The organism is Aeromonas sp. 96A (assembly GCF_051919165.1).
GTDB lineage: Bacteria > Pseudomonadota > Gammaproteobacteria > Enterobacterales > Aeromonadaceae > Aeromonas > Aeromonas veronii.
In genome coordinates this window covers 1,164,472-1,179,476 of record NZ_JBQBFE010000001.1, presented here as the reverse complement: position 1 = coordinate 1,179,476, position 15,005 = coordinate 1,164,472, and the positions used below count along the sequence as shown (strand labels likewise).

General features: G+C 60.0%; 13 protein-coding genes. 8 read left to right on the top strand and 5 right to left on the bottom strand.

All coding sequences use genetic code 11. From position 1 onward, the window contains the following. Positions 1-47: 47 nt before the first annotated feature. The 3 genes from ppx to ACTG2W_RS05335 all read right to left on the bottom strand — a co-directional run bounded on the left by ppx (position 48) and on the right by ACTG2W_RS05335 (position 4,187). Complete coding sequence (gene ppx, locus ACTG2W_RS05345; protein ID WP_106843155.1) at positions 48-1,538, bottom strand: exopolyphosphatase; 1,491 nt, start codon at positions 1,536-1,538, stop codon at positions 48-50. Continuing rightward, complete coding sequence (gene ppk1, locus ACTG2W_RS05340; RefSeq protein WP_005350671.1) at positions 1,528-3,597, bottom strand: polyphosphate kinase 1; 2,070 nt, start codon at positions 3,595-3,597, stop codon at positions 1,528-1,530. Before ppk1 ends, ppx begins: the two co-directional genes overlap by 11 nt. A gap of 74 nt (positions 3,598-3,671) precedes the next feature. Continuing rightward, positions 3,672-4,187, bottom strand: a complete 516-nt coding sequence (locus tag ACTG2W_RS05335; RefSeq protein WP_106843154.1) for a glycine cleavage system protein R — start codon at positions 4,185-4,187, stop codon at positions 3,672-3,674. A 196-nt stretch (positions 4,188-4,383) separates the two neighbouring features. Here ACTG2W_RS05335 and ACTG2W_RS05330 point away from each other — a divergent pair, with 196 nt between their 5' ends. The 5 genes from ACTG2W_RS05330 to ACTG2W_RS05310 all read left to right on the top strand — a co-directional run bounded on the left by ACTG2W_RS05330 (position 4,384) and on the right by ACTG2W_RS05310 (position 10,334). Further along, positions 4,384-5,259 (top strand): DUF2726 domain-containing protein, encoded by an 876-nt coding sequence (locus tag ACTG2W_RS05330; protein WP_106843153.1) that lies wholly within the window; start codon positions 4,384-4,386, stop codon positions 5,257-5,259. A gap of 268 nt (positions 5,260-5,527) precedes the next feature. Next, complete coding sequence (locus ACTG2W_RS05325) at positions 5,528-6,949, top strand: sigma-54 dependent transcriptional regulator (RefSeq protein ID WP_181281595.1); 1,422 nt, start codon at positions 5,528-5,530, stop codon at positions 6,947-6,949. 106 nt (positions 6,950-7,055) lie between these two features. After that, a complete protein-coding gene (locus ACTG2W_RS05320) occupies positions 7,056-8,090 on the top strand; it encodes a sensor histidine kinase (RefSeq protein WP_005334126.1) in 1,035 nt (344 codons plus the stop codon). After that, the gene (locus tag ACTG2W_RS05315; RefSeq protein ID WP_440016092.1) at positions 8,087-9,430 is read left to right on the top strand and encodes a sigma-54-dependent transcriptional regulator; all 1,344 of its coding nucleotides are present in this window, start codon (positions 8,087-8,089) and stop codon (positions 9,428-9,430) included. Before ACTG2W_RS05320 ends, ACTG2W_RS05315 begins: the two co-directional genes overlap by 4 nt. A 142-nt stretch (positions 9,431-9,572) precedes the next feature. Continuing rightward, positions 9,573-10,334, top strand: a complete 762-nt coding sequence (locus tag ACTG2W_RS05310) for a Nif3-like dinuclear metal center hexameric protein (RefSeq protein ID WP_429107578.1) — start codon at positions 9,573-9,575, stop codon at positions 10,332-10,334. Positions 10,335-10,453: 119 nt separating this feature from the next. Here ACTG2W_RS05310 and purN read toward each other — a convergent pair whose 3' ends face one another. Together purN and purM are read right to left on the bottom strand one after the other, a co-directional pair. Continuing rightward, a complete protein-coding gene (purN, locus tag ACTG2W_RS05305; protein ID WP_440016091.1) occupies positions 10,454-11,092 on the bottom strand; it encodes a phosphoribosylglycinamide formyltransferase in 639 nt (212 codons plus the stop codon). Between the two features lie 8 nt (positions 11,093-11,100). Then, a complete protein-coding gene (gene purM / locus ACTG2W_RS05300; protein WP_182788445.1) occupies positions 11,101-12,138 on the bottom strand; it encodes a phosphoribosylformylglycinamidine cyclo-ligase in 1,038 nt (345 codons plus the stop codon). 175 nt (positions 12,139-12,313) lie between these two features. On the opposite strand from purM, the gene upp reads away from it, so the two are divergent. The 3 genes from upp (at position 12,314) to hda (ending at position 14,914) form a co-directional block, all read left to right on the top strand. Further along, entirely contained in the window at positions 12,314-12,940 is a 627-nt protein-coding gene (upp, locus tag ACTG2W_RS05295) for a uracil phosphoribosyltransferase (protein ID WP_005320172.1), read from the top strand. 150 nt (positions 12,941-13,090) lie between these two features. Then, positions 13,091-14,110: a DUF2066 domain-containing protein gene (locus tag ACTG2W_RS05290; protein ID WP_440016090.1), complete on the top strand. Its 1,020-nt coding sequence runs from the start codon at positions 13,091-13,093 to the stop codon at positions 14,108-14,110. Positions 14,111-14,212: 102 nt separating this feature from the next. Then, positions 14,213-14,914, top strand: coding sequence for a DnaA inactivator Hda (gene hda, locus ACTG2W_RS05285; protein WP_013723920.1), 702 nt, complete (start codon positions 14,213-14,215; stop codon positions 14,912-14,914). Positions 14,915-15,005 lie beyond the last annotated feature (91 nt).

Below are 15,005 nucleotides of genomic sequence, written 5' to 3'. Positions count from 1 at the left end.
ATGCAAAAGGCAGCCAGTGGGCTGCCTTTTTCATTTATCTTTCCGGTTTAGCCGAGCTGGAACAACAGTGGCCAGCCCTGCTCCTGGCAATAACGATGCTCCTTCTCCAGATTCTGCATCAGGAGACGGTTCTCCTCGCACCAGTCGATCGGCAGGGTCACGACCAGCTGATCGCCTTGTACCGCGACTTTCCACTCGGGCAACAGGTTGTCCTGCCGCTTGTGGTGAGCGGCGACTGCGAGGCGCAGGATGCGGATGCAACGCAGCACCGTCTGCATGTCGTGGTTGGGCAGGGGAGGCAGCTCGGAGAGCTTGAGCCCCTTGCGCTGAAAGCGTACCAGCGCTGCCAGCAGGGCCTGATCGTCCTGGTTGAAGCCAGGCAGGTCGGTGTGTTGCAGGATATAGGCGGAGTGGCGATGAATGCCGCTGTAGTTGATGGCAAGGCCAATTTCGTGCAGCCGCGCCGCCCAGCCGAGGATGGCTCGATAGGGCTCTATCTCCATCTGCCAGGGCTCTTGCAAGGAATCAAACAGGGTCAGCACGCTCTGCTCCACCCGGGCTGCTTGTTTGCGGTCCATCCGGTAGTGGGTGCCTAGCGCCTGTGCGGTACGCTCGCGAATATCGTGGTGCTGCAAGCGCTCCTCGAACTCATACAGCAATCCTTCGCGCAGAGCACCATCGGAGTAGTCGAGCCGCTCGATGGGCAATGAGGTAAACAGCCCGAGCAGGATGGCGACCGCAGCGGCAAACACTTCCTGACGCTCCTCGGTAAGCCCTGTCAGCTTGAGGTTATCGACTCGCTTGCGCTCAATCATCAGCGCCTTGAGCCGCTCCAGCCCTTCCAGCGTAATGCTGCCGTCAGTCAGCCCTTCACCCTGCAGCACGTCGCGCACGGTACGAATGGAGCCTGAGCTGCCAAGGCAGCTCTGCCAGCCCAGCTTGCGATACTGGTTGACGATGGGGGCGAGCTGGTGCTGCGCCTCCAGCACGGCATTGGTGAAGTGCTTGTCGCTCAGCTTGCCGCTGGCAAAGAAGCTCTGGGTAAAGCTGACGCAGCCCATCTTGCGGCTGGTGAGGGCCTTGTGTTCAAACCCTTCACCGATGATGAGCTCGGTGCTGCCGCCGCCGATATCGATCACCAGTACCTGGCCCTCGATATGCTGGGTATGGGCAACCCCCTGATAGATGAGGCGTGCTTCTTCCTGCCCGCTGATGATCTCGATAGGGTGGTTGAGCACCTTGGCTGCTTCACTCACAAATTCGCGCGCGTTGCTGGCACGGCGCAATGTGTAGGTACCGGCGATGCGGATCTGATCCGGTTTGATGTTGGTGAGCCGCTCGGCAAACAGCGACAGGCAGGCGAGGCCGCGTTCCATCGCCTCCGGGCTCATCCGCTTTTGCTCATCCATCCCTTCCGCCAGCCGCACCCGCTCCTTGATGCGATCGACGATGCGAAAACGCCCTTCGCTCAGATGGGCGATCACCATATGAAAACTGTTGGAGCCGAGATCCACGGCGGCATAGAGACTATTGTCCATTGTTTGACTCGATACGTTTGAGATAGTCGTAAATCGCCACCTGAGAGCGGATCTTGCGGCGGTTGCCCCGCTTCACATATTCGTTCTGCTGGTCGGCATCAATGACCCGCGCCTTGCAGGTATCACTCAGTTGTAGCTCGAGAATGTCCATGATGCGCTGCTTGAGCCGCTCGTCATAAATGGGGGTGCCCACCTCGATCCGGCCGTCGATATTGCGGCTCATCCAGTCGGCGCTGGAGATGTAGAGCTGGGGGTTGCCCTTGTTGTGGAACACCATCACCCGCGGGTGCTCGAGGAAGCGGTCGATGATGCTGATCACCTTGATGTTGTCACTGAGGCCCGGTACGCCAGGACGCAGGGCGCACATGCCACGGATGATCATCTGGATCGGTACTCCCGCCTGACCGGCGGCATAGAGGCGGTTGATGAGATCCTTGTCCACCAGATTGTTGATCTTGAGGATGATGCCGCTTGGCTGGCCCGCCTTGGCGTTGGAGAGCTCGTTGTCGATGAGACGATAGAGCTGACGTCTGCTGTTGATGGGGGAGACCAGCAGGTGGTTGAATTTGTATCGCTTATAGGGGTACTCGATGTATTCAAACACCCCTTCCACTTCGGCGGTGATATCCGGATTGCGGGTCAGCAGCGAGAAGTCGGTGTAGATCTTGGCTGTCTTCTCGTTGAAGTTACCGGTGCCGATATGGGCATAGCGCACCGCCTCGCCATTTTCGTGGCGGGTGATGAGGCAGAGCTTGGAGTGGATCTTGAGGCTCGGTACCCCGAATACCACCTTGACCCCGGCATCGGTAAGGATATTGGCCCAGTCGATGTTGGCCGCCTCGTCGAAACGGGCGCGCAACTCGACCACCACGGTCACCTTCTTGCCGTTGTTGGCGGCATCGATGAGGGAGTGGATGATCCGCGACTTCTTGGCGACCCGGTAGATATTGATGCGAATGGCGCTCACCGCCGGGTCGAACGCCGCCTGGCGCACCAGCTCGGTGAAGTGGTGGAACTTGTGGTACGGGTAGTAGAGCAGGATATCCTGCTTGGTAATCGCATCGAAGGCGTTGACGAAGCCGTCAAAATCGCGGCAATCGAGGGCCGGCAGCTTGGGGTTTTCCAGATAGTCACGGCCCACGTTGGGGAAGCCGATGAAATCCTTGAAGTTGTGGTAACGCCCGCCCGGCATGATGGCATCGTAGGAGCTGATCTGCAGCTTGAGCTTGAGGAAGCTGATCATGGCAGCGGGCATCTCCCGCTCGTAGACGAAGCGCACCGGCATGGCGGTGAGGCGCTGCTTCAAGCCGTCACTCATCTTGTCCACCAGGCTCAAGTCCAGCTGGTCGGAGAGATCATATTCGGCATCCCGGGTCAGCTTCACCGCATAGGCGGCAATCTCGTCGTAGTCGAAGAAGCCTTTGAAGATCTCGTCGAGGCAGAAGCGGATGACGTTATCCAGAATGATGATCTGCTTCTTGCGGCGGGTCCCTTCCGGCGGCAGCTGGAAGAAGCGGGGCAGGTCGTCGGTCGGCACTTCCACCAGGGCGTACTGGATCACCTGACCGTTCTTCTTCATCTCGATGGCCAGATAGGTGTACTCATCCTTGAGGAATTTGACCGGATTGACCTCCTTGTTGAGCAGGATCGGGATGATGTGACGCAGCACCTTCTCCTTGAAGAAGACCCGCAGCCACTTCTGAATGGCATCGGAGAGCTGGTTCTCGTTGACCAGGAAGATGTTGTGGCGGGCCAGCGCAATCAACAGCTCTTTATAGGTGTTGTCGAACGCTTCACCGAGCGCCATCACTTTTTGCTGGATGGCGCGCAGCAGCACTTTCGCTTCATCGTCGCCACCATGTACTTCATTGATGAGGATGCGACGCTTGACGTCCGATACCCGTACCTTGAAGAACTCATCCTGGTTGGAGGAGAAAATCCCCAGAAAACGAACCCGCTCGATGAGGGGCACCGTCTTGTCCATTGCCTCTTGCAACACCCGTTCATTGAATGAGAGCCAGCTCAGCTCTTTCTCTTCATACTGCTTGTCGGTGCTCATCTTGTGCCTCTGTTTCAGGTCGCGTCTGCGCGGCAGTTATGGCGTTAATATATGACAAATAAATGACAGTATTGTTACTGTTCGCTGAACGCTTCGTCGATGTCGACCACCAGATCGTCGGAGAGGGATTCCAGCGCGGTGATAAGCGTATCCATCGCGAGCCCGTCGGGCAGGGCAACCAGCGCATGGGCATAGAAGAGCGGGGCGCCGGAGTGGGGAGCCGGTTCACAGCCGGTAGTGAGATCGGCCACGTTGATCTCGAGTTGGCGCAGGATGCTGGCTACTTCATGGACGATGCCGGGGCGGTCGTTGCCGGTCACTGTCATCATGACTTGATGGGCTGGCTCGGCGGTAGGTGTCCCTTCGGCAAAGCTGATGGTCAGACCCGGTAGCAGGGCCAGTGCTTCGCACAGGCTGCGATAGTGCTCATCGGGGACAGAGACATGGAGGATACCGGCAAACTGTCCCGCCAGTTCGCTCATGGCGCTGCCCAGCCAGTTGCCCTTCTCGCGGCTGATGACGGCAGCCAGACTCTCGACGATCCCGGGTTTGTCTGCACCGATCACGGTGACCACCAATTGCTTTTGCATCCTGCTCTCCTTGAAATGGGATTTCTTGCTCTATCCCTATTGTGCCTGCTGGGGCTGGTCATATGAACCCCCGCCTGCTGACAAATAGATAAAAAGATGGGACTTTTCACTTTCTATACACGGGTCTGCTGCCTTGCTCCGTGGCGGCTGTGGTAAAGTAATTCCCCTTTCATGTCGTGAACTGGATCGTGCTCTCATGAATACCCTTGTCCTATCGGGATTGTTGTTGCTGGCGCTGCTTGTGCTGGCGATCTTCTGGAGCAGAGGCAGACAGCAAAAGCGCCTGCCCTATGATATGCAGGAGACCCTGTTCAGTCCCGCCGAGCGATCCTTCCTCGGGGTGCTGGATCTGGCGGTGGGTGACAAGGCCCGGGTCTTTGCCAAGGTGCGGGTGGCCGATGTGCTGACGCCGCAGGCCGGGATCGGCAAAAGCAAATGGCAGCAGCACTTCAACAAGATCAGTGCCAAGCATTTCGACTATCTGCTTTGCCACCCCGCGGATCTCTCCTTTATCTGCGCCATCGAACTCGATGACAGCTCCCATCGTCACCAGAAGCGCAAGGCGCGGGATCTCTTTCTGAAAACCGCCTGCGACAGCGCCGGTCTGCCGTTGCTGCAGATCTCGGCAAGTGCCAGCTATCTGGTGGAAGAACTGCGCGAACAGATCCTGCCGCTGCTGGTCAAAACCAGTGAACCATTGATCGACGATTTGCCGCACGGGGCGCGCCGCGAGCCGACGTTCAACCCTCTGTTGCTGGACGGAGTGGATGTCGGTGCCGGGATGCGTGGCCGCACTCCCCATGCCGAGGCTGTCTCGCACTCGTCATTTCACGAACCAGTCATCCAGTCCAAGGGGGGAGAGACGCCGCAGAGTGAGGGTGAACTGGTCGATGGCTTGTTCGCCGATGTGGAGGATGATGAAGAGCACGAGGTGCAGCACTGCCCCCGCTGCGATGCGCCGCTGGTGGAGCGGGAGGCGAAAAAAGGCCCCCACGCCGGTCGACTCTTTCTGGCTTGCAGCCGTTTTCCCGAATGTCGTTACGCGGCGCCGCACCACCATAATCGCCACTGAATGCGCTTCACCATGTCCCATGCTGCCCTCTGACGAGGGCAGTTTTCTTTCCGCTATTGGCGGCGTTTGTTAACGGCGCCAATGCAGAAAATTCCTCGGCAAAATTTATCTAATCTCCCGTTTCTGTCGATACACTTAGCCTGAATACGACAATTTTTGACAATGTGTCGGAATTTTGGCACTTTGTGTGCCAGCAAAAAGACAGTCGGTAGCTGTTTTATCATCAAATAAAACAATAAGTTAGTTCAGGACATCGCGAGGAATGGATATGGTGGAGATGGGCGTGTTGATTGTTGATGCCGATGCGCAGCGGCGCCAACAGTTGGGAACCGTGCTCTCGTTTATGGGGATCCCGTGGCAGGAGGTGGCACAAAGCGATCTGGATGTGGCCATCGAATCCTCCGGTCCGCTGCAAGGGGTGCTGGTGGGTGAGCTGACCGACCGTCCCTTGTCAGAGCTGCTGGCTGCCTTCCCTCGCACGCCATTCCTCTCGCTGGTTGAGGCCGACCTGCCCAACAGCAACTTTATCGGGGTGGCGCTCTCGCCTTTTACCTATGAATCCCTCACCCGTCATCTGCACTTCTGTCAGGCCTTTGTATCCTTGCATCCCCGTCAGCAGACCCATGACAAGGGGCAGGCCCTGCTGCGCTTGCTGGTGGGTAAAGGGAAGGGGATCCAGGAGGTACGCCGCCTCATCAGCCAGGTGGCCGAGACCGATGCCAACGTGCTGATCCTCGGGGAGTCTGGCACTGGTAAAGAGGTGGTGGCGCGCGCCATCCACGAACTCTCTTCCCGCAGCAGCGGCCCCTTCGTGCCCATCAACTGCGGCGCCATTCCGGCCGAATTGCTGGAGAGCGAACTGTTTGGCCACGAGAAGGGGGCGTTTACCGGCGCCATCGCGGCCCGTCGCGGTCGCTTCGAGCTGGCGCAGGGGGGCACCCTGTTTCTCGACGAGATCGGCGACATGCCGATGCCGATGCAGGTCAAACTGCTGCGGGTATTGCAGGAGCGGTTGTTCGACCGGGTCGGTGGCGGCAAGCCCATTCAGGCCGATGTGCGCATCATAGCGGCGACCCACCGGGATCTGGAGGCGATGATCCGCACTCAGGGTTTCCGCGAAGATCTCTACTACCGCCTCAACGTTTTCCCCATAGAGACGCCGCCGCTGCGGGATCGCATCGATGACATCCCGCTGCTGCTGCAAGAGCTGCTCAACCGCCATGCCGATCAGCACCACGGCTTTATCCGGCTGACCCAGCGGGCGCTGGAGTCACTGATGCAGTACCCCTGGCCCGGTAACGTGCGCGAGCTCTCCAACCTGCTGGAGCGGCTGCTGATCCTCTACCCGCACCAGATTGTCGATGTGGCCGATCTGCCTAGCCGTTATCGCCTGCTGCCGAGCGAGCCGCGTGATGAGCGGCTGACCGAGATGGATGAACGGGATGCGCTGGCGGCGGTGTTTCAGGAGCCGCCCGAGCTGGATCACTCCCTCGCCTCGGCCCGCACCATGCAGTTGCCGGAGGAGGGGGTCAACCTCAAAGAGATGCTGGCCGACCTCGAAGTGGAGCTGATCCGTCAGGCGCTGGAGTCTCAGGACGGGGTGGTGGCCCGCGCCGCCGATCTGCTCGGTATGCGCCGTACCACTTTGGTGGAGAAGATGAAAAAGTACGGGATGAGCAAGGACGTCTGAGGGTCAAAGCCTTGACGCAAATACGCAATTCATTGTTTTAGTACATATAATTTAGTGGCATGGAAATTGAATAACCTGACCCAATAGCCAGTTTGAGGTCAGGTTTATGACAATCCAGCAGCAGGACATGCCACTCCAGTCCCACGAAGTGAGCCAGCTCTATGCCATCTTCAAGGCGCTCCCCACCGGGGTGTTGCTGCTTGACGGGGCAGGGGTGGTCACCCGCGCGAATCCGGCGGCCATCTCCCTGCTGGGGGAGCCGTTGGAAGGGGAGCTCTGGCGTCACATCATTGCCCGCTGCTTCGAGCCGCGCGAGGATGATGGTCACGAGATCTCCCTGCGTGACGGGCGCCGGGTCCAGCTCTCGACCCAACCGCTGCCGGATCAGCCCGGCCAGCTGGTTTTTATCAATGACCTGACCGAAACCCGTAAACTGCAAGACCGCATCAACCACATGAAACGGCTGTCGGCGCTGGGCAATATGGCGGCCTCACTCGCCCACCAGATCCGCACGCCGCTCTCCGCTGCCATGCTCTATGCCGCCAATCTGGCCAACCGCACCCTCAAGCCGGAATCTCGCACTCAGTTTCAGCAAAAGCTGATGGCCCGTTTGCAGGATCTGGAGAAGCAGATCAACGACATCCTGCTGTTCGCCCGCAATGGCGACAATCAGGTGGTCACCCCCATCTCGGTACAAGGGCTGCTGGCCGAAGTGCAGGCTGGTGCCGAGGCCTTCTGTCAGCAACAGGGCTGCGAGCTGCACATGGAGGCGCCAGAGCCCGATCTCTGTCTGCTGGCCAACAGCAGCGCGTTGGCGGGAGCCATCAACAATCTGATTGCCAATGCCCAGCAGGCGGGGGCCACCTCGCTGCTGGTCAGCGCGGTGCGCAGCGGCGCCCGGGTGGAGATGCGCGTCATTGATAATGGCAAGGGGATCCCTTCCCATCAGCTCGGTCAGGTATTCGAACCCTTCTTTACCACTCGCTCCCAGGGCACTGGCCTCGGTCTGGCGGTGGTGCAATCTGTAGTGCGTGCCCATCAGGGGGAGGTCGGTGTGGCCTCGGTTCCCGGTGAAGGCACCTGCTTTACTCTGTCGTTCCCCCTGCACCAGCAACCGGTGCAGCTTGGAGGTGTAGCATGACACAGGCCAGGATCCTGGTAGTTGAAGATGACAATGGCCTGCGCGAAGCGCTGGTGGATACCCTTTTGCTCGGCGGTTATGAGTGCCGTGAAGCGGACAGCGGCGAGCGGGCTCTGCTGGCCCTCTCCCGTCAGCCATTTGACATGGTGATCTCCGATATCCAGATGGGGGGGATGGACGGCCTCACCCTGCTGGCCACCATCCGCCAGCAATATCCGCAGATACCTGTGCTGCTGATGACCGCCTACGCCAATATCGACGGTGCAGTGCGCGCCATGCGCGAAGGGGCCATCGACTATCTGGCCAAGCCATTTTCGCCGGAGGTGCTGCTCAATCAGGTCAGCCGTTATGTGCCCGCCCAGAAGGTGGAGAAGCGCGCCGTGGTTTACGGGGATCCCAAAACTGCCGAGCTGTTCCAGCTGGCGACCCGGGTGGCCAGAAGCGAAGCGACAGTGATGGTGACCGGCCCGAGCGGGACGGGTAAAGAGGTGCTGGCCCGTTACATTCACGATAACTCCAGCCGCGCCGAGCAGCCGTTCGTTGCCATTAACTGCGCCGCCATTCCGGAAAACATGCTGGAGGCGACCCTGTTTGGCTACGAGAAGGGGGCGTTTACCGGCGCGGTGCAGGGGTGCCCGGGCAAGTTCGAGCAGGCGCAGGGGGGCACCCTGCTGCTCGACGAGATCACCGAGATGGATCAGGGGTTGCAAGCCAAATTGTTGCGGGTGTTGCAGGAGAAAGAGGTAGAGCGGCTCGGCAGTCGCAAGATGATCCCGCTGGATGTGCGGGTCATCGCCACCAGTAACCGGGATTTGAAAAAAGCGGTGCAGGATGGCCTGTTCCGCGAAGATCTCTACTATCGCCTCAACGTCTTTCCGCTGCGCTGGTCTGCCCTGTGCGAGCGGCCCGGTGACATTCTGCCGCTGGCGGAACATCTGCTGGCGCTTCATGCCAGTCAGCAGGGGCTGCCGACACCGCAGTTGACGGATGCCTCGCGGGAACGGCTGCTGGCCCACCCCTGGCCCGGCAATGTGCGGGAGTTGGACAACGTGGTACAGCGTGCCCTGATCCTCAGCCCCGACGGGGTCATTGATTGTGACCACCTCATTCTGGAGGAGCTGGACGAGCAGGAGATGGAGTTTGTCAGCGTCGAGCGCAGCTATGGCGGCGATCGCCTCGGCAGCGAACTCAAGCAGCAGGAGCACCAGATCATCCTCGACACCCTGCAGGAGTGCAACGGCAGCCGCAAGGAGGTGGCCGACAAGCTCGGCATCAGCCCGCGCACCCTGCGCTACAAGCTGGCCCAGATGCGTGACGCCGGCATAGAGCTGCCCGCCTAGCACCTGTTGCCGGTGTCATGGCCTTGCCGGCCCGGCTCGATTATCATGGGGCCCTCGGCATCATGAGCCTGGGCCCCGTTGTGACTGCAGACAAGAGCCTGATCGCAGTCAAGGGGGAGCAGCGCCTTTACAAGGGACTCCTATGATCTCTCATCGCAAACTGGAAACCGTGCTCAACCACCTGCTCGAGCCTCACGCCATCAAGGACTACTGTCCCAACGGGCTGCAGGTGGAGGGGCGCGAGCGCATTCGCCGGGTGGTCACCGGCGTCACCGCCAGCCAGGCCCTGATCGATGCGGCCGTGGAGCAGGATGCCGATGCCATCCTGGTCCATCACGGCTACTTCTGGAGCGGAGAACCGCCCCAGATCACCGGCATGAAGCAGCGCCGCCTCAAGACCCTGCTGACCCACGACATCAACCTGTTTGCCTACCACCTGCCGCTGGACGTGCACCCCGAGGTGGGCAACAACGCCCAGCTCGCAAAGCTGCTCGGCATCAAGGTGCGCCGTGGTCTCGAACCCTGGAACAGCAAGAGTGTGGCCATGGTGGGCAAGCTGGAAGAGCCCATGAGCGGAGCCGACTTTGCCAGACTGATTGCCGAGCGGCTCGGTCGCGAGCCGCTCCATTGCGGTGACAGCGGCCCCGAGCTCATCAGCTCAGTGGCCTGGTGCACCGGCGGCGGCCAGAGCTATATCAACCAGGCGGCCGAGCAGGGCATCGATGCCTTTATCTCGGGTGAGGCTTCAGAGCAGACCATCCACACCGCCCGCGAGATGGGGATGCACTTCTACGCCGCAGGTCATCACGCCACCGAACGGTACGGCGTCAAGGCGCTGGGGGAGTGGCTCGCCACCGTGCACGGGCTGGAGGTGACCTTTATCGATATCGACAACCCGGTGTAGGGTCGATTAGCCGCATGGCGGCGTCATCGGACATGAATGCATGTCATGACGTCGATATGCAGAAATAACAAGGGAGGCCAAAGCCTCCCTTGTTACATTTTGCATGCAGCGAGCAGCGGTTACTCGCTGGCGTGACCCGCCAGGCCGAGTTCGGCGCCATCCAAGAGGGCGGCACCCTCCCGCATCTTGAGCCGTCCCTCGCAGAACCACTGCACCACCAGGGGGTAGATGCTGTGCTCCTGGACCTGGACCCGGGCAGCTACCTCGTCGGCACTGTCCCCTTCGAAGATGGGGACGCGAGCCTGCAGGATCACAGGGCCGCCGTCCAGCTCCTCGGTGACGAAGTGGACGCTGGCGCCGTGCTCGCGCTCCCCATCGTCGATGGCGCGCTGGTGGGTGTGCAGCCCCTGGTATTTCGGCAGCAACGAGGGGTGGATGTTGATCATCCGCCCGGCGAAGTGACGCACCAGATCGGCACTCAGGATCCGCATAAAGCCGGCCAGCACCACCAGATCCGGCTGATAGTCCGCCATCAGGGCGAGCAGGGCGACGTCATACTCCTCCCGGCTGGCAAACTGCTGCTGGGCCAGAATGGCGGTGGCCACCCCGGCTTCCTTGGCGCGAACCAGACCATAGGCATCGGCCCTGTTGCTGATGACGCCGACCACCTCACCGGCAACCTTGCCGCTGGCGCAGTGGTCGAGAATGGTCTGCAGGTTGCTGCCGTTGCCGGAGATCAACACCAGGATCCGTTTCATGGGGGAGGTCATTTTATGATGACTTGCTCCTCGCCATCGGCCGCCTTGGCGATGTGGCCTATGTGCCAGGCGTTCTCGCCTTCGGCCTTGAGCAGGGCCAGCGCCTTGTCCAGCTGATCCGCCGGCAGGGCGATGATCATGCCGACACCGCAGTTGAAGGTGCGGTACATCTCGTGACGGGTGACGTTGCCGGCCTGCTGCAGCCAGCTGAACACCGCCGGCCACTGCCAGCTCTGCTCGTCGATCACCGCCTGGGTATTGGCGGGCAGCACGCGGGGGATGTTCTCCCAGAAGCCGCCACCTGTGATGTGGGACAGGGCGTGGATCTCGCACTCCTTGATGAGCTTGAGCACCGGCTTCACATAGATGCGGGTCGGCTCCAGCAGGGCGTTGGCCAGGGTGGTGTCACCCAGCGGCTGATGCACGTCGGCCTGGGAGACTTCCAGGATCTTGCGCACCAGGGAGAAGCCGTTGGAGTGGGGGCCGCTCGCGGCCAGGGCGATCAGGGCATCCCCTTCGCCGACCTTGCTGCCGTCGATGATCTCGCTCTTCTCCACCACACCGACGCAGAAACCGGCGATGTCGTAGTCTTCCCCTTCATACATGCCAGGCATTTCGGCGGTCTCGCCGCCCACCAGGGCACAGCCGGACTGCTCGCAGCCTGCACCTATGCCGGTGACCACGGCGGCGGCGGTGTCCACATCCAGCTTGCCGGTGGCATAGTAGTCGAGGAAGAACAGGGGCTCGGCGCCTTGCACGATGAGGTCATTGACGCACATGGCCACCAGATCGATGCCCACGGTATCGTGCTTCTTCAGATCGATGGCCAGACGCAGCTTGGTGCCCACACCGTCGGTACCGGAGACCAGTACCGGCTCCTTGTAGCCAGCAGGGATTTGACACAGGGCCCCAAAGCCGCCAAGACCACCAAGGACTTCAGGACGACGAGTGCGCTTTGACACGCCCTTGATACGTTCAACCAGTGCATTGCCGGCATCGATATCCACGCCAGCATCCTTGTAGCTCAGTGAGGTTTTGTCAGTCACGCGTATTCCCCGTCATATAGAGAAGTGGAGGGTAAAATTCGGGGCGTATTCTACCAGTGGGCGGGTAAAAGCAGAAAGAAAATCGTTTGCGCGTTTTTGCGTGGAAAAGCTCTACAAGCCGCGGCTTTTGTTGTATGATTCCGCGATTTTTTGGCGCCGGTTCGAGGAGATAATAATGAAAGTCGTTGAAGTCAAACACCCCCTGGTCAAGCACAAGATCGGCCTGATGCGCGAAGGCGACATCAGCACCAAGCGTTTCCGTGAACTGGCCAAGGAAGTGGGCAGTCTGTTGACCTACGAAGCGACCTCTGACTTCGAAACCGAGAAAGTTACCATCGATGGCTGGAACGGGCCAGTGGAAGTTGACCAGATCAAGGGCAAGAAGGTCACCGTCGTGCCTATCCTGCGCGCCGGTCTTGGCATGATGGATGGTGTGCTCGAGCACATGCCGAGTGCCCGCGTCAGCGTGGTCGGTATCTACCGCGATGAAGAGACCCTGCAACCGGTTCCCTATTTCGAGAAGATCGTCAGCAACATCGAAGAGCGTCTGGCGCTGGTCATCGATCCGATGCTGGCCACCGGCGGCTCCATGATCGCCACCATCGATCTGCTGAAGAAGAAAGGCTGCCAATCCATCAAGGTGCTGGTACTGGTTGCCGCGCCGGAAGGGATCAAGGCGCTGGAAGCTGCTCACCCTGATGTAGAGCTATACTGCGCTTCTGTCGACCAGGGGCTGAACGAGAAAGGCTACATCGTGCCGGGTCTGGGCGATGCCGGCGACAAGATCTTCGGTACCAAATAAGTTAATGCCTTGAACCGCTTCCCATGTGGAAGGGGTGATCGGAGCCGGCGCATCGCCGGCTCTGCTGTTTGTGGCCGCTTGTGCCAGCCTTGCCGCAGGATGCGCCTTGCCGCTACCATAAGCACACTCTCCCATTTCGAGACTCTGTTCATGTTCAAACGTGTTGTGACCGCCCTCTGCTGCGGCTTGTCATTCATGGCCTCGGCCGCTCAGGTGACCGACCTCTATCAGGGCAAGGCCCCGACCAGTGGCGATATGGTGGCCGCTCAAGGGCAGGCTCTCGGTCAGGTGCTGATCAAGGTCACCGGCAAGCGCGACATCCTCACCCAACCTGTGGTGGTCAAGGCGCTGGCGGCCCCGGGCGACTATGTCAAAAGCTATGGCTATCAGGATCAGGACTCCGTCAAGTATCTGAAAGCCGAGTTCAAGAGTGACAAGGTCAACAGCCTGGTTTCCGAGAGCCAGTTTGCCCTGCTTGGCCCTGCGCGTCCCCAAATGGCCATCTGGCTGGTGGTGGATCAGGGGGAGCGTCACCTGCTGGCGGACCAATCCAGCGATGGTTGGGCGCAAGCCTTGCGCGAGCAGGCCCAGACGCTGGGGCTGCCCATCAGCATTCCGCTTATGGATCTCGATGACAACATGGCGGTCAGTGCCACCGACGTCTGGGGACGCTTTGCCGACCCGATTTTGCAGGCAAGCCAGCGCTATGGTGCCGAGATGGTGGTGTTGGGCAAGCTGACACCGGAAGGTGACAAGTGGAGCATCGATTGGGGACTCTACGGCCCCAAAGCGGCCGGTGAAGTGACCGAGCTGACCCGTGGCAATAGCACCGGCTCTCAGGCCGAAGTGGCGCAAGGGTTTGCTGATACCTTGGCGGCCTGGCTGGTGAAAAACTACGGTGCCCGCATTTCGGGTCCGGCAACCAGCCAGACCCTGGTGGTAGATGGCCTCTCCGAAGTGGACAGCATGATCGCCGTGCAGAAGATGCTGCAGGGGATGGCAAACGTAAGCAAGGTGGCGATCGGCAAGCTGGAGGGGGACCAGGTCACCTTCAACTTTACCCTGCAAGGGGATCAGGCCGAACTGGTGCGGGCGCTGCAGCTCGAGAGTCGTTTGCGCAAGGTTGACGATAATGGCAGCGGTTTGCGTTACCAATGGTCGCAGCCCTGATTTTATAAGGCTTTTGTAGACCGCCCGGCCTGTCCGGGCGGTTCTCTATCTGCCTTTGCGATGATACACTTAGCCACAAATGTCACAGTCAAAGCCCAACGAGTGAAGCAACCGGCCCAACTGTCTTTAGCCGTACAACTACCGGATGATGAAACCTTCGTCAGTTTTTATCCCGGCAACAATGCTCATCTGATCACCGCCCTCAAGAATGCGGCCATCGGTCAGGGGTCGCCTTTCCTCTATTTCTGGGGAGCCAAGGGATCCGGACGCTCTCATCTGCTCCACGCCACCTGTGCCGAGGTCAACGCCCGCGATGCGGCGGCGGCCTATCTCTCCCTCGATCAGTTTGAACAGCTCGACCCCAGCATGCTTGATGCCCTCGAAAGCCTGCCGCTGGTCTGTCTCGACAGCCTTGAGGCGATCGCCGGCAATGCCGTGTGGGAGCGGGCGCTGTTCGATTTCTACAACCGCTGGCAGGAGAAGGGCGAGGGGACGCTGGTGGTCACCGGCTGCAGCGCACCGCGCAAACTGGGACTGCAACTGCCGGATCTCGCTTCGCGCCTCGACTGGGGTGTCAGTTTCCATCTCGAAGAGCTGGATGATGAAGGCAAGCTCAGTGCCCTGCAGCTTCGTGCCGAGCTGCGGGGCTTCAAATTGCCCATCGATGTGGGCCGCTTCCTGCTCAACCGACTCTCCCGCGATATGCGCACCCTGCTCACCACTCTCAATCAGCTCGACAACGCCTCATTTCGCGCCAAGCGCAAGCTCACCATCCCCTTTGTCAAAGAGATCCTCGAGCTCTGAGCTTCTCGACTGTGTGCGGTTGTGGCCTGACTTTCGTTTGAATGGCAGATAAAAAGAAACCCCGGCTTCAGGCCCAATGCTGATCAGTTAA